This is a genomic window from Candidatus Nitrososphaera gargensis Ga9.2 (genome assembly GCF_000303155.1).
Lineage (GTDB): Archaea > Thermoproteota > Nitrososphaeria > Nitrososphaerales > Nitrososphaeraceae > Nitrososphaera > Nitrososphaera gargensis.
Map to the genome: position 1 here is coordinate 1,940,131 of NC_018719.1, position 16,586 is coordinate 1,956,716.

Below are 16,586 nucleotides of genomic sequence, written 5' to 3' on the forward strand. Positions count from 1 at the left end.
AATGTGGTAACAATGTTACTTGTAGCCGTCGTCATTTTTCTTCCCCCTCGCTTCTTGGAAAGAGCACTTCGTACGGCTCTAGTATCTCCTGAAAGATCGCTCGCCCCTTTTCCGAAACCTTGTACTTGATTATCGTCTTGTTGCCCCATGGCTCCTCGAACCGGATTATCAACCCTTTTTCGACCATGTCGTCGATGATTGCCTTGTGCTTGACATTGTTCAGGCCGCAGTAGCTCATCAGCTTGCTCTGGTTGAGCTCGCCGTACTCCGACAGCTTTAGTATCACGTCTTTTCTGATGTAGACCCTGTCGCGGTATTCGTGGACCAATTTAACCAGATTTCTCGGGCTTGATCGCTGCAGGATTGATTAACGATGAATAGCAATAGCCGTCAAGGCGCGGCATGTCCGCCACTAGCACTATTGTGCACCCTTCCTAAAATGGCTTGCCGGCCGAGCTAGATTAACAGTGAGGTAACTATGTTACGTGTCAAGGATTAACAATGTCTAAAATAGATCGGGTGAAAGACTGCGTCATGACTAACAACTCGAAACTTGCATTGGCGGTGGGGCTGGCCGCGGCCGCGCTTGCCTTGGTGTTACCTAATCTAGCGGGAGGAATAGCGGTGCTGGGCTTAAGTCTCGGAACGGCGCTCAACATAAGCTCATTAGTGCTGTCAGCAGCGGCGTTTGCTGTCTCGTGGAAGCAGAGGTCATTTCTAGTGGCAGGATTGCTGGCCGCAGCTGGCGTCATATACATGATCCCGGGTCTGGTGGCTCTTGCGAGCATAAACTTTGCAGTCATTGTGTTCCCTGGCCCAATCCTTGGAGTCATCTTTGGGCTGATAGTATTCGGGCTTGGCGTCGCAAAGGGCATAAGAACGGCGAGGGCTGTGACGGTAGCCCCTCATTAATTTTTTGAGGGCTACATAGCATGAGCGATCAGGAATCAAACCGCATCAGGCGAATCGTAGGCTGGGGCATAATAGGACTGATAGCTGTAATAGGGGTGTCGATTGCCCTGTCCCTCTACTTTGTTCCCGGGCGGCCGGGAGCATTCTTCCCATTTCCTTTCGGCTGGCTTGGCGGAATCTTTTTGATATTCATAGTCTTCTGGGTGGCAAAATGGTTCCTCTGGCCTTGGAGGGGATGGTACAGGTACGAATACAGAACTGCTGAATCGATACTCAAGGAAAGGTACGCCAAAGGAGAGATCACGAGAGAGCAATTCGAACAGATGATGCACGACTTGGAACGTAAAACCTAAGGATGGCGATTAGCGCGACCTGATCCTTCATTATTTTTTAGAATTCAACTTTTATTTTTCGACTCTACCCGAGCTTGAACTTCAAGTAACTAAGTTACGTGTCATGGGTAAACAACGGTTAAAATAATTCCTTTGCAAGTTTACGCATGTCAACAAAAAATCTTCTGAGCAAGAAGGTGGTAATAGTTGCCATCATTGCTGCCGGCGCGGTGGCTGCCATTCTAGCAGCGTCGTCGGTAGTACAGGCAACTGCACAGCAAGAACAGCAGAAAATGATATGGGCAGGCGAAGGCGTGCCTGAAATAAACGGCTCAGTCAGCGTCGCAAATGAAACGATGGACTTTATCCGTGAAAATGTCGGGGTGTCGTTTGTTGCAGCCGCTGAAACTGCGCAGGGGCATGTGACAGACGGGGCTGTACTTGGCGGGCATCTTGGCGTCGTGCAGGGGTATCTCGTATACAAGTTCCTTGTAGCAAACACTGCAAACCAGACGGGATATCTGGTCATAGTCGATGCAGGAAACGGCGATGTGCTCTACACTTCCGAAGGCCAGCAACTAGGCTCCTTTGGGCCAATGTCCGGACACTGGGGCGGACACGGATATGGGGAATGGGGCGGACCTTGGAAAGGGCACGGACTTGGCTGGGGAATCTGGCACTAGCCCTCTCCACCTCTTTTGTTTGGGGGCTTTGACAAAATTGTCAGAACAGCCTAGCATCCTCGCAAGTCAGGTACGCAGGCATGGGATAACCGGCATAGCGATTCACTTGGCCGGGTTTGCGATTGGATTCGTCAGCACCGGGCTGGTCTTGCAGGGGGTGATTGGAATAGAAGCAGGCACCACTGTGCTGACACCTTTTGCAGATCTTCTGTATGGTCTTGGTCTTGTCATTGTGGTAGCAGTCGCCGCCAGGGCCGGCGTCCCGATGAAGTATCTGGCTATAGCAGGGGCGGTAATTGGAGTAGGTCTCTTTTACAGGGGGCAGCCTCATGAGATTCACATTGCTTCTGGCATCGGGTTTGGGATTACCCATCCCGCTCACATTGGGCTTGGACACCTTTTGATGACCGTTTCTGCCGCAGCGCTTGCAGCGCTGGCGTTTGTCCTCAACAGGTTCAGGCGGGAGGACAGGAAATGAACCAAAATCGTGGCAGCAGGCTGCCAGATCCAAACTGCTGGTATTGCTGCCAGAAGAAGGCCGAGATATTTCAGGTGACAGGCGACTATTGCCTGCAATGCTGGCAGAAGGAGACGCATCCAAATGTCTGAGAACATGGCTGACGGCGATCTGGATCTTGGCATATGGGGAATGCTTGGCAAGAGGTGGACATGGCCGATCCTGAAAAGCATTGGCTCAAAAGAAGCAGCGCGCTTTTGCGAGATCAAAAGAGCCCTTGCAGGAATAAGTAGCACGGTGCTGTCCGAAAGGCTTCTGGAGCTAGAGCATGAAGGGCTGATAGCAAAGACTCGTGATTCATCAAAAGTAGAATATAGGCTGACTGCCAGCGCCAGAGAGCTTGAATTCATGCTGACAAAGCTTGACAGGTGGTGGTCTGCACATCGCAAGGAGTGCCAGCCCGTGATTGCGTATCAGTAGAATAATATAATGCGTGCCAGCGACAGACACTCATGCCCGCAAAGAAATGGCTTGATAACCAGGTATCGCTAGCTCCGGTAAAGGACCAGACTGTTGCAGTTATCGGTTACGGAATTCAGGGGCGCGCTCAGGCGTCCAACATGAAGGACTCTGGCCTCAATGTCATAGTCGGCCTCAGGAAGGGAGGCAAGACGTGGAAGCAGGCCGAGGCAGAAGGCCACAAGGTGATGGAGGTTGCAGAGGCGGCCAAGGCTGCAAACATTATCCACATTTTGATCCCGGACATGGAGCAGGCCGACACGTACAAGAAAGAGATTGCAAAACACGTGACAGAAGGCAAGGCGCTTTCATTTTCGCACGGCGCGGCGATCCACTGGAAGTGGATAGTCCCGCCCAAGAATGTCGACGTCATCATGGTCGCGCCAAAGGGCCCCGGGCAGCGTGTACGCGAATTGTACCAGGAAGGCTTTGGGACGCCTTCGCTTGTCGCAGTCTACCAAGACCACACGGGCAAGGCGTGGGATCGCGTCCTTGCGATGGCAAAGGCGATCGGCAGCACCCGCCCAGGCGTACTGCAGACGACGTTCAAGGAAGAGGTAGAAACTGACTGGTTCGGCGAGCAGGTCGACCTCTGCGGCGGAGCGCACGCGATGGTAATGAACGCGTTTGAGACACTCGTAGAAGCAGGCTACCAGCCGGAAGTGGCGTATTTCGAGTGCCTGCACGAATTGAAGCTGATAGTCGACCTGATACAAAAGTACGGCATCACCGGCATGTACAACCGCGTGAGCGAAACGGCGAGGTACGGCGGGCTCACCCGCGGGCCGCGCGTAATCGACAAGGAGGCCAAGAAAAAGATGAAAGAAGCGCTCAAGGAGATCCAGTCAGGCGATTTTGCAGAGGAATGGGTCAGCAAGTACAAGAAGGAAGGCAAGAACTCGTTTGCGCGCTACATGAAGGAGATAGAGAACCACCCTGTGGAAAAGGTAGGCAGGGAGATGCGCAAGATGATGTGGCCGGACGCCCCCGAAGTCTGACATATCTTATAGAATATTCCATCAGGGCAATTTATCTATGAGTGCCTTGTCATTTGCTTGGTGTCTAGCCATCGCATAGGCATTGCGCCAGCAAAGCAGCTCGCTATTTTAGCGTCCATCGGTGCCGGCGCAGTAATCCTGTCGATCCTGTCGTACAGCTACTTTCGATTTACTTCTAGCGAAATTACGAAACTTGTCACCGCCAACCTGCAGGAGGACACCGAGTGGAAAGCTATCATCTGGCAAACCTGGTAGAAAGCAATGTGGATCTGATCGATAGCAACTTGGAAATACTGGCCGAAGCTCCCTCAATTCTCAATAACGACTTGGAGGCAGCCAAGATCGTGATAAACAACAGGCAGGCTGCCACTTCAGAAATTACCGACCGCTATGTCTGGCTTGACAGGGAAGGCAAGACGGTGTGGTCAAGTGGATTTGTAAGCGAAGAGGAATACGATCAGTACAGGGGGACGGATGTCAGTTTCAGGCCGTATTTTACGTTCCCCCGCGATACCGGTCTTCCCTACTATAGCGCGACGATAGAGTCGCCTGACGGCGTCCCGCGGCTGTTCCTGGCGCATCCTGTTCTTCGCAGCGAGGCCTTTGAGGGCGTGGTGTTTTCTGCAATAACGTTGCAAAACCTTGGCAAGATACTCGAATCGTCGACCTCGCCCGAGCTGGATTCCATACTGATCTTGGCTGACACCAACGGGCTGATCGCCTACTCTAGCAACAGCGCGTCTACTGGCAGCATAATAGACATTGGTGCAATATCGCCGTCTTCATCATCATTTGATGACGGCAACAGGCAGCTTTTCGACAGGATGCTGCAAGAGTCCCATGAAGACAGGCGGGGCTCTTATGACTTTGTCGATTTTGAAGGAATGTCGACCACCGTGGCATACGCGCCGGTAGAGGCCAGAGGGGAGCGCTTCCTTACATTGTATGTAGTCGTTCCCCATCAGGTATTGGCCCAGATAAGCCCACTTCTCCAGCAGCACAACTATTTCGTTTCTGCAATAATTCTGGCCATCGGCAGCGCGGCCGTGGGCATTGCAATCGTAATCCTGTCATTGAATGATCTCTGTAGGTCTCAGACTGAAGAGCTGACACATGCCAACGAGTCCCTTGTGAAGGCAAATGAAAAGCTCGGCACACATGACAAGATGCAGAGGGAATTTATCAACATCGCAGCGCACGAGCTTAGGACTCCGATACAGCCCCGCTGGCCGTCATTGAATTGCTGGGCGACTAGTTTGCAGACGGCAAGGACAGGGTCGAGGTAACAAAGGCGGAGATAGAAATTTTGGTGCGCAATGCAAAGAGGCTCGAGTTGCTCTCCTCAAATATACTTGAGGTATCCAGAATTGAAAGCAACGCGCTAAAGCTGCAAAGAGAAACCCTAGATATCAACGAAAAGGTAAGGGTCGTGCTTGAAGATTCGAGGAGCTTTATTCCAGACGACAAGAAGGTGCTGATCGTTTTCGAGCCTTATCGCGAGCCTCTTTTCGTGCAGGCAGACAGGGCAAGGATGTTTGAAGTACTGTCCAACCTCGTCAGAAACGCGATCAAGTTCATTGAAAAAGAGGGGACAATTACAGTCAGGGTGGAAAAAGAACGACACCGGTTATGCCCATGTCGGCATCAAAGATACGGGGACTGGCATCGCGCCTGACATGATGCCAAGGCTCTTCACCAAATTTTCCACAAAATCAGAGCAGGGCACAAGCCTTAGGCTCTTCATCTCAAAGAGCATAGGGGAGGCTCAGGATGGTGAAATCTGGGCCAAGAACAATCCTGACGGCGAGGACGCGACTTTTTCGTTCACCCTTCCTGTTGCAGAGAGTCAGGAACAAACGCCAACAAGAGGCCAAGGATCGTCAAACTTTATATCAAAAGTTAACGCCAAATAGGCAGAAGAGAATGAAGATCATAAACGCGATGCCCGGCATAGGCGCTATGACCAAGGACGAAGTTGACAGGTTCCTTGAAAGCAAGCTGAACATACAGCTGGCAACTATTGATGAAATGGGCGATCCCAACATCCAGCCCCTCTGGTTCTATTACGACAAGGGCGACAACAAGCTCTATGTAATGACCCGCAAGACGACAAAGAAAGTTCAGAATGTTCGTAACAACCCGAATGTCTACTTTTCAATTGACGACGAGAACTTTCCCTACAAGGGAGTCAAGGGCAAGGGGACTGCAACAATATCTGGGGACACTAGCAAGGTCATGCCAATCGTGGAAAAGATACACCTAAAGTACCTTGGCACGCTTGATCACCCTATCGCCAAGGGGAACATAGAAGCCGCAAGAAGTAGGCACGAAGTCCTAATCGAGATCGATCCAAGGTTCTTCTCTACGTGGGATTTTGGCAAGATGTAGTAAAGAATCTCTACTTGCGCCTTTTCTGCTGTAAGTTTTCTGTGATGTGCTTGATTATCACTGGAAGCGGGGTGCCGGGGCCAAAATTGCCAGTAACGCCATGCTTTTCAAGCTCCTTCCTGTCGCTTTCCGGGATGATGCCGCCGCCCATGATGAGGATGTCGTCCGCCCCCTTTTCCTTCAAAAGGCGTGCTACCTTTGGGAACAGTGTCAAATGCGCCCCGTTAAGCAGGCTCATTGCCACCACGTCGACGTCCTCGTCTATGGCCATGTTTGCGACCTGCTCTGGCGTGCAGAACAGCCCTGAATAAATGACCTCCATGCCGGCGTCGCGGAACGCTCTGCATATGACCAGAGCCCCTCTGTCATGGCCGTCGAGCCCGAGCTTGCTTACCAGTACGCGTATTGGCCTTGTCTGTTGCTGTTGCGCCGACATATTATATACCGGAAGGATTGGCTTTTCCGCTTAAAATATTTATTCAATTCAGACATGACTGGTCAAGCCCGGAATGAAGTCATAAATACAAAAGCTGCCATAACATTGCATGGCCTCGCCAGCCGAAGAAGTTGAGGAGATCAGGGAAAAGACCGTGAGAGAGCAGATCGGCCTCTACAGGCAGCTGAGGGAGCAGCTAGTCCAGGAAATCGAGAGGTACCGCAGGGAGGGCAATGACAGGCTCGCCAGCATCATTTCTGAATCGCTCAAAGAAGAAGACTAGTAGTACACGTTAATATTGTCCGCCTTACAAACAAGGCAAGTAGTGATGCTTCCCATAGTAAAGGGCCTGCTGGCAGGCGAGCGGCGCGCTCTTGCAAGAGCCATTTCAATTGTTGATAACGACGAGCCCGAGTCCCGAGAAATAATAAGACAGATCTTTAGCAAGATAGGGGGTGCAAGGACCGTGGGGTTCACCGGGCCGGGCGGCGCAGGCAAGAGCTCGCTTGTGGGCAGGCTGATACCAGAATGCCAGGCCCTTGGCTACAGGGTGGCGGTGCTTGCCGTAGACCCTACAAGCCCCTTGACGGGCGGCGCGATTCTGGGCGACAGGGTCAGGATGCAGGGCAATCTTGACGACGAAAAGGTGTTCATGAGGAGCATGGCGTCGAGAGGCGCGGTGGGAGGCGTATCAAAGTCGCTGCGAAACGCGATCAGGATTCTGGACGCTGCCGGCTACAACTTAGTGTTGGTTGAAAGCGTCGGCGCTGGTCAGCTGGAAATCGAGATATCCAAGGTGGTCGATATTACGGCGGTGCTGTTCACTCCGCACACTGGCGACAACGTGCAGGCGGTCAAGGCCGGCCTGACTGAGATCGGCGATATGTACATCATCAACAAGTCAGACCTTGAAGGCGCCGGCGCGCTATACAACACCATAGTCGACCTGATAGGCGACACGGATCGAAAGCCTGTGGTGCTCAAGGCGTCTGCCAAGACCGGCAAGGGCGTCCGCGAACTAGCCAAGAGTATTGATAAATTACTAAAGGAAAAAAGCATTAATTATAAAGAACGCGAAAGAAGGATGCTGGAGAACGAGTTGAGGGACATGGTTTTAAATACGGTCGAGAAAAAGGCTTCCCAGATGCTTGCAGGCAGCAAGAAATATTCCGAGTTTGTCGACAAGTTGACCAGAAAAGAGATCGACCCGTACGCGGCCGCAGAAGAGCTGGCCGCCGGCCTCTTTAGGTGATGGTAGATATGGTGGCAAAACCGGCAAAGCCAACCGAGAACTTCAAGACCGATTCTAACATCCCGGTCAAGCGAGTCTACAACAGAAAAGACTTGGCGAAATACAATAGTAGCCGCCGCGATGAAGAACCGGGCAAGTACCCGTTCACGCGTGGTCTGTACCCCAACATGTACCGAGAGCGCGTCTGGACAATGCGTCAGTACAGCGGCTTTGGTAGCGCGGAGGAGACCAACAAGCGTTTCAAATTCTTGTTGGACCACGGCCAGACGGGACTGTCGCTTGCGTTCGACCTGCCGACCCAGACGGGCAGGGATTCGGATGACCCACAGTCGGAAGGCGAGGTAGGCAGGACCGGCGTCGCCATCAGCTCTATAAAGGACATGATGACCTGCTTTGACGGGATACCACTTGACAAGGTCAGCACGTCAATGACCATCAATTCTACCGCGTCAACTCTCTTGTCGCTTTACATCACTGTTGCCGAGTCGCAAAGCGTGCCGCCAGATCAGCTGCGCGGGACGACCCAGAACGACATCTTGAAGGAATACATCGCGCGCAACACATACATCTACCCGCCCAAGCCGTCTATGCGGCTTATCGGCGACATGATAGAATACTGCTCAAAGAAGGTGCCCCAATGGTACCCGATCAGCATATCCGGCTACCACATGAGGGAGGCTGGCTGCAACGCCGTACAAGAGCTGGCGTTCACCTTTGCCAACGCGATTGAATACATCGAGACATGCATCTCAAGGGGCATGAAGGTTGACGACTTTGCGCCCCGGCTCTCGTTCTTTTTCTGCTGCACGATGGAGTTCTTTGAAGAGATCGCCAAGTTCAGGGCCGCAAGACGTATCTATGCAAAGATAATGAAGGAAAGGTTCCGCGCAAAGGATCCCAAGTCGATGCACTTGCGCTTCCACGTGCAGACCTCCGGCGAGTCGCTGACTGCGCAGCAGGTCGATAATAACATCGTCAGGGTGACGACAGAGGCGCTGGCCGCGGTGCTTGGTGGGTGCCAGTCGCTGCACACCAATTCAAGGGACGAAGCGCTAGCACTCCCGACCGAAGAGTCTGTCAAGGTGGCGCTCAGAACCCAGCAGATAATCGCAAGCGAAACCGGCGTCGTCAAGACAGTCGACCCTATGGCCGGCTCGTACTATGTCGAATACCTGACGGGCAAGATAGAGGAAGAAGTGAACAAGTACCTCAAAAAGATAGATAGGATGGGCGGCGCGATGGTCGCCGTGGAGAAGGGGTTCTTCCAAGAAGAGATCAGGAACAACGCGTACCAGCTAAAGAAAGAGATCGACGAGAACAAGCGCGTCATTGTAGGGGTCAACAAGTACCAGGACGCGCACGACGTCGAGCCCAAGCTCAACAAGATAGATCAGGAGATAGAGAACAGGCAGATCGCCCGGCTCAAGGAACTCAAAAGCAGCCGCGACAGGACCAAAGTGGATCAGGCGCTGTCGCAGCTGCAAAAGGCCGCAGAGAAGGACGACGAGAACCTGATGCCTCACATAATCAATGCTGTCAAGAACTACAGCACTCTTGGCGAGATAAGCAGCACTCTCAGGACAGTCTTTGGCAGGTACGAGCCCAAGATATCGTTCTAGTGCAATAATTATAGCGGCTAATCCAAAAAAAGTACCCGCGTGAGGTAGTCGGCCCCAGTACAACGACAACAACTTTCTTTTTATTGTAGTATATCTTTGGATATTGTGCAGTGAACCACACAGCTCCAACAACCTCTCCGTTGCCATCGCTTTTCCCATCCCTTGTTGGCGGAGAGAACGCGCTTGGAGACATTGTGGTAATGGACCTTGCAGTGATCATGGTAGTTGCTGCAATAATGCTTGCCATCACATTCAAGCTAAAGCAGCCAATGGTTATCGGCTACATCATTGCAGGCATGATAATTGGGCCATACACGCCACCGTTCAGCTTGGTCAGCAGCATCGAGACGGTCAGCCTGATGGCAGAAATAGGGATCATTCTGCTCTTGTTCACGGTCGGGACGGAGTACCCGATAGCCAAGCTCCGGTCCATTGGAGGAAAGGCTATTGTCATTGCGCTGTCCGAGGCTTTGGGTACCTTTGCCATCGGCTATTTTGTAGGCCAGCAGATGGGCATGGCGTTATTTGACAGCCTCTTTCTGGCGCTTTCAATATCTGTGACGAGCACCGTAATAGTGATGCGCGTGTTGGAGGAGCTGGGTATGGTAAGGGAGGAGTCGGCGTACCTCCTGCTCGGCGTCGCTGTAATTGAAGATATTATCATAGTATCGATGCTCGCCATTTTGCAGTCTGTGGCTTCGACAGGCGACCTTGCGTTCCAAGAGATCACAGTCGTGGTCGGGGTGGTGCTGGCCTTTATCGGCGGCGTCCTGTTCCTCGGCTCAAGGACGATACCCAAGCTGGTCGACATCATGGGCAAGACGGACCGCTACGACCTTATCCTGATAACAGTGCTGGCAGTCGCGTTCGGGCTGTCGTTCATTGCCGACGCGATCGGGATTTCGGTCGCAACCGGCGCCTTCTTTGCAGGCGTGCTGGTGGCAGAATCAAAAACGCAGGCCGTCGCCAAGATAATCACTATCCCATTGAGGGATATGTTTGGCGCCGTGTTTTTCATATCTGTCGGGGCGCTCATGGACATCAGGCTGATCCCGTCTTTCATTGTCCCTGCCCTGATCCTGATCGCCACTTCCTTTGGAGCCAAGTTCGGAACCGTCTTTGCCTCTGCAAAGATGCTTGGGCTTAGCAAGAAGGTGTCTGCAAGGGCAGGCTTTGGCCTGTCAGCTTCGGGAGGCGAGCTGGCGCTTGTGACGGCCAAGGGAGGAGCAGACGTGGGGGCAACAAGCGCGTTTTTGCTTCCAATGATTGGAGCGATGACAATAATTACGACGTTCTTGTCTCCCTATGTCATCAGGCTGGGGTGGAAAATCACCAAATCGCCGGAAGGCGAGCCGGCGAAAGGCAACGACAACAATAGCAACAAAGCAAAGGATACGGAAACTTCTGGAGCAGAAGAGAAGTAGTATAGTAATAGAAGCATTAGCGAAATACTGCTACGCCTTTTCTTCTGTCGCTAGCGATACAAGCACCCCCAACATTAGGTTAAATAAACTGTCAATAGAAGAATAAGATCTGAAATGAGAGTCGACCACATTGCCATAGCCGTGAAGAACGTGGAAGAGGCGCTCAAAAATTATCAAAAGATACTGAATGTTGACCACCTGGAAATAGAGGAGGTTCCAAATGAAAAGGTCAAGGTCGCGATGCTGATGCTGCAGGACACCAGAATCGAGTTGATGGAGCCGACAGCTCCGGACAGCCCGATATCAAAGTTCCTGCAAGATCGCGGCGAGGGTATACATCACATTGCAATCACGGCAGACGACATCGAAAAGGATGTTGCAAGGGCGTCTGCCAACGGCATGAAGATGCTGGGGGGACTGCGCACGGGCTCGTACGGCCGCAGGATCACTTTTATACACCCCAAGTCGCTCAACGGCGTCCTGACGGAATTCTGCGAAGCGCCGCCAGCAAATGGCAAAAAAGAAGAATAAGAAGCACCGTCTGATTTTGTTCTGTATTGCACTGCGAACAGCTTGTCAGGCTGCTGACTGAAAGCGTGGAGCGGAACTGTGCAGACGCGTTGCTGCTCTCAGGCGGGCTTGATAGCAGCATACTGGCAAGCATACTGCATCCAAAATATTCGGTGGCTGCGGGATTTGGCTCTGATGCCCCGGACCTTGCCCACGCAAGGCAGGTTGCGGGAAAATACAGCGGAAGGCACGTCGAAGTCGTATTTGACCAGAACAGGATGGCAGAGCTGGTCGAGCAGGTCATACAGGTCTTCAAGACGTTTGACCCGATAGAGATCAGGAATTCGGCAGTCGCTCTTGCCGGCATGGAGCAAGCAAAAAGCGACGGCCACTCCGCCATAATGACAGGCGACGGGGGCGACGAGCTGTTCGCAGGCTACAACTATCTTGCCCGGTATTACTCTGACGCGCAAAAGCTGGATTTGGAATTGCGCCGGCTCTGGCAGATCATGCATTTTTCGTCAAGAAAGCTGGGCGAGCATATCGGTGTTAAGGTAAAGACCCCTTTCCTTGACGGGGAATTTATATCGTTTGCAAAGTCGATAGGCGTCAGCGAAAAGGTTGGCGAGCATAATGGAAAAAAGTGGGGCAAGCTCATCCTCAGGAGGTGTTTTGAGACTACACTTGGCGACCTTGTTTGGAGGCAAAAGCTTGCGCAGGAGCAGGGAGCGGCCACTGGCAAATATCAAAAATATGTTGAAGAAATGATAGATGACCTGACCTTTGCAAACAAGGCAAAGATAGCAAAAGAGCTGGACAACGTCACGATAAGGAGCAAGGAGCACCTGCACTACTACGCTATTTTCCGAAGCTACTTTCCGCCGCCAAAGGAAGAAGAAAGAGAAGTGGATTGTGAATCGCGCTGCCCGGAATGCCGCGGCTGCATGGCGCGGGACGGTAGGTTCTGCAGGACGTGTGGCGCGTTTCCTGTCACGCCGTCACTTTGAATATTTCCCAGGCTTTTTCACAAAGATCCTCTTGCAGCCTTCGCAGCAAAAGTAGTAGGTCTTGCCGTTGTGTTCGTGGCTCACTGCGAGCTCTTGGTCCATTTCAATCCCGCAGACAGGATCAACAGGCACACTTCAAACGCCAAGGGTTGCGTATTTATTGTTTACCAAAAAATTGATGTTGTTGCATCTTTTGTAATGTTAGCAAAGGTGCTTAGGCAGGTTTGCAAAAGAAAATCTGAATGCAAAATAGTAGATTATTAGAGGATTTGATCCTAAAGGCTACCCCACCAGTAATGATGATAGCTGCTGCAACACTCCCAGCTAGAAGTAAAGGAAATGCAGGACTCAGATCAAAGGGCAAATCTGAGAAACTTCTACAGCCACTGTTTCTAGGACAAAAAAGAATCCTCCCTTCCATACAGACAAGCCAAGATAAAGCAGGTAATAGATACCCCAGCAGCAAGGACAGCAATTTTGCCTCTATGTTTCAAGCCGAAAGTTCACTTGCTAGTAAAGCTTGGTTCCAATTCTACTTTTGCAAAGAGATCGGATAGGTTGCCTGCCAAAAAAAGGCGGAACAACATTACCGCAAATCCGGTAAGGAAAAACTGACTGACTGGTCAGTTATGCTTATTAGGCGGCCAGCAATTTCTATAGGTGCTTGGCAGGCATGAACACGAATAACGGAAGCGACGATTCGGTCGTTCTCAAGGTTGAAAACATTGTCAAGATATTCGAGTCTGCGGCCGGCAGGGTCGCGGCTCTTCGCGGAGTGAACCTTTCGATAAGGAAGGGCGAGTTCGTCTCTATAGTGGGGCCCTCGGGCAGCGGCAAGTCGACGCTGCTCAACATGATAGGGGCGCTTGACCGGCCCACCTCAGGCAGGGTGATAATAAACGGCGTCGACGTATTTTCGCTTTCAGACGGCGAGCTTGCCACAATGAGGAACCACCTTATCGGCTTTATCTTCCAGTCATACAACCTGATAAACAGGACAACCGTCCTCAAGAATGTCGAGCTCCCTGCCATACTATCTGGCATGGACGGCAGCAAAATGCAACAGCGCGCCATAAAGCTCCTTGACGTCTTGGGCATAAGCAACAAGGCAGACTTCAAGCCCACCAGTCTGAGCGGAGGGCAGCAGCAGAGGGTCGCAATAGCAAGGGCGCTCATGAACGACCCCGCGATAATACTTGCAGACGAGCCGACAGGCAACCTCGACACAAAGACAGGGAATGAAGTGTTCGACCTGCTCAAGATGCTGTCAAACAAGTTCAGGCGCACTATAGTGATGGTGACGCATAACCCCGAGCTTGCAGAAGCAACCGACAGGGCAATCTATATCCGCGACGGCACGGTGGAAAAGGAGGTCGCATACCACTAATGATGATTGTGAATTCAACGATAATTTTTGCGCTGCTTGCCAGCATGGTCTTGATCCCTGTTGCGGCATACGCACAGGAAGGTGGCCCAAGCAGAGAAGACATCATTTCAGCCTACTATAGTGGGCCGGTTTATCTTGACTCGTACTGGACATCAGGCTTGAATTCGAGTGAGAGCACCACGGAGTTGGACGTTGCTCCCGGCGACGGCGCTTCCACCCTTGCAGTTGTCCTGATAAACAGGGGTCCGTCAGACATCTCTGGAATCACAGGCCAGCTGACGCTTCCAAGTGGCTTTCAGGCAACCGGCAAGCCAGCCGGAAGTCTTGCAACTGCCACCTTCAACCAGATTGTAAAAGTGGGAAACACGTTTACGCTCTTTTTTGATGTGGACGTGCTTGACACCGCAAGCATAGGAGAACATACTGCACAGCTATCTGTAGATTATTCAAGGTTCTTTGAGACAGGGGTGCCAAGAAACGCGAGTATGGACGTCCCGTTCAGGGTGACAGGCAAGGCTATCATAAATGTGAGCGGGATTTCTTCTGGAGATGGGGACGCAAGCAACCAGATAGTTGCCGGCAAGATTGAGGATTACAATATCAGTGTGGCAAACAAGGGAACGGCTCCGATAACAAACGTTGTTGTGACCTTGGTGTCGCCGTCTGAATCCGTAAAGATCCTAGGCAATTCGAAATGGACGATCCAGAGTATCGGGGAAGACTCACAGGTCGACCTGCCTACAAGGGTGTTTGCCGCAAATTCGCTGATTGGAAATCCTGCTTCTTTTGACGTGACTGTTGAATATTCGTCGAACGGGCAGTCAAACACTGAAACGTTCACGCTCGGGATCTACATCGCAGGCGAGATCAGCATCAGGGCTTATGACCTTGCAATCAACTACATCGGGGGCACGCCCAACATCGTCGGGAGCCTCCTGAACGAGGGCAACACGGTGGCACTCTTTACAACGATCGAGGTCACAGGCGCAGAGAATCTTGTGTCAGACCTGCCGCCCCAGCAATACATAGGCGACTTGGAAGAGAACTCGCCCCTGCCTTTCAGCATTCCAATAAACGTCAACAGCAGGGCCGGCGCTGGCACGTACGCTATTTCGCTCAAGGTAAGTTACAAGGACGACCTCCGGGAGACCCATATGCTTGACGTCAATTCAGAAGTGCAGTTTGCGCCCGAGCAGCCTGCCGACGAGTCCTCGCAAGGCCCGGACATAGCAAGCATAAGCCTGATGCCTGTGGGCATTGGCGTGGCGGCTGCCGCGGCGATAGCAGGCGTGACGGTCGCCAGAAGGAGAAAAAAGAGCGCCCTCAAGCGCACTTTTCAGGCGGGCAAGGCCGATGACGACGACATCGAGTCTGTGCTTGACAGCCATAGTAGTAAGCAAGATCGCAAATGAACATTTTTCAGATTTTTTCACTGTCCTTTGACGCGCTGAAGGAGCGGAAGGTCAGGTCGGCACTGACGGTGCTGATGGTGGTTGTCGGGAGTGCTTTGATGACTGCCCTCAATGGCCTTGGTGCCGGCTTTGGCGCGTTCATTGACGACCAGTTTTCCCAGCTTGCACCAAACATTCTGTTCGTGACGAGCGCGCAGCAGAGCAGCCAAGGGCCGATAGGAGGAGGGCCTCCGCCTGCGCCCAAGATAACGCTCAACGAGGCAGTGGTCAGCAGGATAAGGTCGCTCCCATTCGTGGACGATGTCATACAGTCGTACCAGGGCCAGATCACGCTCCAGTCAAGGGGCAAGTCTGTCGATACCACCGTGTTTTCAATAGACCCGCAAAAGCTCTACGTCATTGCGCCCACTATTAAATTCGTAGAGGGCTCAAGCATCAGGCAGAACGATCCCTCTGCGATAATCCTATCAGACAGAGTGGCAAACCCGCCCGGCGACGACGTGCCATTTGCGACGATAGGTCAGTCGCTCCGCGTGACATATACATTTGTAGACCCTGACACGGGCAAGCAGGAAGAAGAATCGAAAAGCTTTGTGGTCAGTGGCATAATGAAGCCCACAGGCAATCCGACCATAGACAATGCAGTCGTATTCAACAGGGTGTCAGGTGACGCGCTCTTGAATAAGGCCGGCAAGTACGACGCACTCTTGGTTGCAGCAGAAGACGGCGACCACGTGGCAATAGTGGAAGAGGAGATAAGGAAGCTTTACGGCAACGATATCGGGATCACCACGCCGGAGGCAATCCTTGAGACCATCCAACAGTTTACGTCGGGCTTTACCTCTTTTATCCTGAGCATCGCGCTTGTCGCCCTGCTAGTGGGGGGCGTCGGCATCATTACCACGCTCTACACGTCGGTCATGGAGAGGATAAGGGAGATCGGCACCATGAAAGCGATCGGAGCGCAGAACGGCTTCATCCTTTCGCTGTTCCTTGCAGAGGCCATGACCATAGGCATCTTTGGCGCGACACTCGGAATGGCGCTTGGCATAGTAGGAGGATACGTGCTTGTGGCAAGCTTTGCTCAGGGCCCGGACGCTTCAGGACTCACGCCTGTCTTCCTGCCGACAGACTTGGCTTATGTGTGGGCGCTCTCAGTGGGGCTTTCAATCCTCGCAGGCAGCTACCCCGCGTGGAAGGCGTCGAGGCTGCCGCCGATAGTGGCGCTCAGAAGAGAATAAAAAAGAGAG

24 protein-coding genes are annotated in these 16,586 nt (G+C 52.4%); 21 read left to right on the forward strand and 3 right to left on the reverse strand.

Translation table 11 applies throughout. The annotated features are described in order from the left end of the window. Window positions 1-31: 31 nt before the first annotated feature. Entirely contained in the window at window positions 32-328 is a 297-nt protein-coding gene (locus tag NGAR_RS11675) for a winged helix-turn-helix domain-containing protein (RefSeq protein WP_015019946.1), read from the reverse strand. A 206-nt stretch (window positions 329-534) separates the two neighbouring features. Between NGAR_RS11675 and NGAR_RS11680 the strand changes: the two genes are divergently transcribed. The 12 genes from NGAR_RS11680 (at window position 535) to NGAR_RS11730 (ending at window position 6,289) form a co-directional block, all read left to right on the forward strand. Beyond that, window positions 535-912 (forward strand): hypothetical protein, encoded by a 378-nt coding sequence (locus NGAR_RS11680; RefSeq protein WP_148681377.1) that lies wholly within the window; start codon window positions 535-537, stop codon window positions 910-912. 20 nt (window positions 913-932) lie between these two features. Next, entirely contained in the window at window positions 933-1,265 is a 333-nt protein-coding gene (locus NGAR_RS11685; protein WP_015019948.1) for an SHOCT domain-containing protein, read from the forward strand. 146 nt (window positions 1,266-1,411) lie between these two features. Next, window positions 1,412-1,927 carry a hypothetical protein gene (locus NGAR_RS11690; protein ID WP_015019949.1) on the forward strand — a complete coding sequence of 172 codons (516 nt, stop codon included), beginning with the start codon at window positions 1,412-1,414 and terminating at the stop codon, window positions 1,925-1,927. 37 nt (window positions 1,928-1,964) lie between these two features. After that, complete coding sequence (locus NGAR_RS11695) at window positions 1,965-2,405, forward strand: hypothetical protein (protein ID WP_015019950.1); 441 nt, start codon at window positions 1,965-1,967, stop codon at window positions 2,403-2,405. Beyond that, complete coding sequence (locus tag NGAR_RS18850; protein ID WP_266190249.1) at window positions 2,402-2,536, forward strand: hypothetical protein; 135 nt, start codon at window positions 2,402-2,404, stop codon at window positions 2,534-2,536. The genes NGAR_RS11695 and NGAR_RS18850 overlap by 4 nt, the downstream gene beginning before the upstream one ends. After that, window positions 2,529-2,864 carry a winged helix-turn-helix transcriptional regulator gene (locus NGAR_RS11700; protein ID WP_015019951.1) on the forward strand — a complete coding sequence of 112 codons (336 nt, stop codon included), beginning with the start codon at window positions 2,529-2,531 and terminating at the stop codon, window positions 2,862-2,864. The genes NGAR_RS18850 and NGAR_RS11700 overlap by 8 nt, the downstream gene beginning before the upstream one ends. A 32-nt stretch (window positions 2,865-2,896) precedes the next feature. Then, window positions 2,897-3,901, forward strand: a complete 1,005-nt coding sequence (gene ilvC, locus NGAR_RS11705; protein ID WP_015019952.1) for a ketol-acid reductoisomerase — start codon at window positions 2,897-2,899, stop codon at window positions 3,899-3,901. 57 nt (window positions 3,902-3,958) lie between these two features. Further along, window positions 3,959-4,156 (forward strand): hypothetical protein, encoded by a 198-nt coding sequence (locus NGAR_RS11710; protein WP_148681378.1) that lies wholly within the window; start codon window positions 3,959-3,961, stop codon window positions 4,154-4,156. Continuing rightward, entirely contained in the window at window positions 4,126-5,187 is a 1,062-nt protein-coding gene (locus NGAR_RS11715) for a cache domain-containing protein (protein ID WP_015019953.1), read from the forward strand. The genes NGAR_RS11710 and NGAR_RS11715 overlap by 31 nt, the downstream gene beginning before the upstream one ends. A 20-nt stretch (window positions 5,188-5,207) precedes the next feature. After that, a complete protein-coding gene (locus tag NGAR_RS18510; RefSeq protein ID WP_015019954.1) occupies window positions 5,208-5,576 on the forward strand; it encodes a sensor histidine kinase in 369 nt (122 codons plus the stop codon). Between the two features lies 1 nt (window position 5,577). Next, window positions 5,578-5,814 carry an ATP-binding protein gene (locus NGAR_RS17695; protein ID WP_148681379.1) on the forward strand — a complete coding sequence of 79 codons (237 nt, stop codon included), beginning with the start codon at window positions 5,578-5,580 and terminating at the stop codon, window positions 5,812-5,814. Between the two features lie 10 nt (window positions 5,815-5,824). After that, the gene (locus tag NGAR_RS11730) at window positions 5,825-6,289 is read left to right on the forward strand and encodes a pyridoxamine 5'-phosphate oxidase family protein (protein ID WP_015019956.1); all 465 of its coding nucleotides are present in this window, start codon (window positions 5,825-5,827) and stop codon (window positions 6,287-6,289) included. A gap of 10 nt (window positions 6,290-6,299) precedes the next feature. On the opposite strand, the gene NGAR_RS11735 is transcribed toward NGAR_RS11730, so the two are convergent. Beyond that, complete coding sequence (locus NGAR_RS11735; protein WP_015019957.1) at window positions 6,300-6,725, reverse strand: cobalamin B12-binding domain-containing protein; 426 nt, start codon at window positions 6,723-6,725, stop codon at window positions 6,300-6,302. Between the two features lie 109 nt (window positions 6,726-6,834). Between NGAR_RS11735 and NGAR_RS17700 the strand changes: the two genes are divergently transcribed. From NGAR_RS17700 to NGAR_RS11760, 6 genes are all read left to right on the forward strand, one after another. Then, window positions 6,835-7,008 carry a hypothetical protein gene (locus NGAR_RS17700; protein WP_015019958.1) on the forward strand — a complete coding sequence of 58 codons (174 nt, stop codon included), beginning with the start codon at window positions 6,835-6,837 and terminating at the stop codon, window positions 7,006-7,008. A 45-nt stretch (window positions 7,009-7,053) separates the two neighbouring features. Then, window positions 7,054-7,977, forward strand: coding sequence for a methylmalonyl Co-A mutase-associated GTPase MeaB (meaB, locus tag NGAR_RS11740; RefSeq protein ID WP_015019959.1), 924 nt, complete (start codon window positions 7,054-7,056; stop codon window positions 7,975-7,977). Window positions 7,978-7,985: 8 nt separating this feature from the next. Beyond that, on the forward strand, window positions 7,986-9,596 hold the full coding sequence (locus tag NGAR_RS11745) for an acyl-CoA mutase large subunit family protein (protein ID WP_148681380.1): 1,611 nt from the start codon (window positions 7,986-7,988) through the stop codon (window positions 9,594-9,596). Window positions 9,597-9,706: 110 nt separating this feature from the next. Further along, entirely contained in the window at window positions 9,707-11,020 is a 1,314-nt protein-coding gene (locus tag NGAR_RS11750) for a cation:proton antiporter domain-containing protein (protein ID WP_228369169.1), read from the forward strand. 114 nt (window positions 11,021-11,134) lie between these two features. Continuing rightward, the gene (mce, locus tag NGAR_RS11755; RefSeq protein ID WP_015019962.1) at window positions 11,135-11,551 is read left to right on the forward strand and encodes a methylmalonyl-CoA epimerase; all 417 of its coding nucleotides are present in this window, start codon (window positions 11,135-11,137) and stop codon (window positions 11,549-11,551) included. A 26-nt stretch (window positions 11,552-11,577) separates the two neighbouring features. Then, entirely contained in the window at window positions 11,578-12,537 is a 960-nt protein-coding gene (locus NGAR_RS11760) for an asparagine synthase C-terminal domain-containing protein (RefSeq protein WP_148681381.1), read from the forward strand. Here the strand turns inward: NGAR_RS11760 and NGAR_RS11765 are convergent. Continuing rightward, entirely contained in the window at window positions 12,529-12,669 is a 141-nt protein-coding gene (locus NGAR_RS11765) for a YHS domain-containing protein (protein ID WP_148681382.1), read from the reverse strand. The two genes, NGAR_RS11760 and NGAR_RS11765, sit on opposite strands and share 9 nt — an antisense overlap. 541 nt (window positions 12,670-13,210) lie before the next feature. Between NGAR_RS11765 and NGAR_RS11770 the strand changes: the two genes are divergently transcribed. From NGAR_RS11770 to NGAR_RS11780, 3 genes are read left to right on the forward strand one after another with little or no spacing between them, the layout of a single operon-like run. Continuing rightward, complete coding sequence (locus NGAR_RS11770; RefSeq protein ID WP_015019965.1) at window positions 13,211-13,924, forward strand: ABC transporter ATP-binding protein; 714 nt, start codon at window positions 13,211-13,213, stop codon at window positions 13,922-13,924. Further along, on the forward strand, window positions 13,924-15,336 hold the full coding sequence (locus tag NGAR_RS11775; protein ID WP_015019966.1) for a COG1361 S-layer family protein: 1,413 nt from the start codon (window positions 13,924-13,926) through the stop codon (window positions 15,334-15,336). The genes NGAR_RS11770 and NGAR_RS11775 overlap by 1 nt, the downstream gene beginning before the upstream one ends. Further along, the gene (locus NGAR_RS11780) at window positions 15,333-16,577 is read left to right on the forward strand and encodes an ABC transporter permease (protein WP_015019967.1); all 1,245 of its coding nucleotides are present in this window, start codon (window positions 15,333-15,335) and stop codon (window positions 16,575-16,577) included. The genes NGAR_RS11775 and NGAR_RS11780 overlap by 4 nt, the downstream gene beginning before the upstream one ends. The last annotated feature ends 9 nt before the right edge of the window (window positions 16,578-16,586 follow it).

Coding starts and splice junctions, on each gene's coding strand:
- NGAR_RS11680 (WP_148681377.1), top strand. CDS start 535: ATGACTAACAACTCGAAACTTGCATTGGCGGTGGGGCTGGCCGCGGCC.
- NGAR_RS11685 (WP_015019948.1), top strand. CDS start 933: ATGAGCGATCAGGAATCAAACCGCATCAGGCGAATCGTAGGCTGGGGC.
- NGAR_RS11690 (WP_015019949.1), top strand. CDS start 1,412: ATGTCAACAAAAAATCTTCTGAGCAAGAAGGTGGTAATAGTTGCCATC.
- NGAR_RS18850 (WP_266190249.1), top strand. CDS start 2,402: ATGAACCAAAATCGTGGCAGCAGGCTGCCAGATCCAAACTGCTGGTAT.
- NGAR_RS11700 (WP_015019951.1), top strand. CDS start 2,529: ATGTCTGAGAACATGGCTGACGGCGATCTGGATCTTGGCATATGGGGA.
- ilvC (WP_015019952.1), top strand. CDS start 2,897: ATGCCCGCAAAGAAATGGCTTGATAACCAGGTATCGCTAGCTCCGGTA.
- NGAR_RS17695 (WP_148681379.1), top strand. CDS start 5,578: ATGATGCCAAGGCTCTTCACCAAATTTTCCACAAAATCAGAGCAGGGC.
- NGAR_RS11730 (WP_015019956.1), top strand. CDS start 5,825: ATGAAGATCATAAACGCGATGCCCGGCATAGGCGCTATGACCAAGGAC.
- NGAR_RS11735 (WP_015019957.1), bottom strand. CDS start 6,725: ATGTCGGCGCAACAGCAACAGACAAGGCCAATACGCGTACTGGTAAGC.
- NGAR_RS17700 (WP_015019958.1), top strand. CDS start 6,835: ATGGCCTCGCCAGCCGAAGAAGTTGAGGAGATCAGGGAAAAGACCGTG.
- meaB (WP_015019959.1), top strand. CDS start 7,054: ATGCTTCCCATAGTAAAGGGCCTGCTGGCAGGCGAGCGGCGCGCTCTT.
- NGAR_RS11745 (WP_148681380.1), top strand. CDS start 7,986: ATGGTGGCAAAACCGGCAAAGCCAACCGAGAACTTCAAGACCGATTCT.
- mce (WP_015019962.1), top strand. CDS start 11,135: ATGAGAGTCGACCACATTGCCATAGCCGTGAAGAACGTGGAAGAGGCG.
- NGAR_RS11770 (WP_015019965.1), top strand. CDS start 13,211: ATGAACACGAATAACGGAAGCGACGATTCGGTCGTTCTCAAGGTTGAA.
- NGAR_RS11775 (WP_015019966.1), top strand. CDS start 13,924: ATGATGATTGTGAATTCAACGATAATTTTTGCGCTGCTTGCCAGCATG.
- NGAR_RS11780 (WP_015019967.1), top strand. CDS start 15,333: ATGAACATTTTTCAGATTTTTTCACTGTCCTTTGACGCGCTGAAGGAG.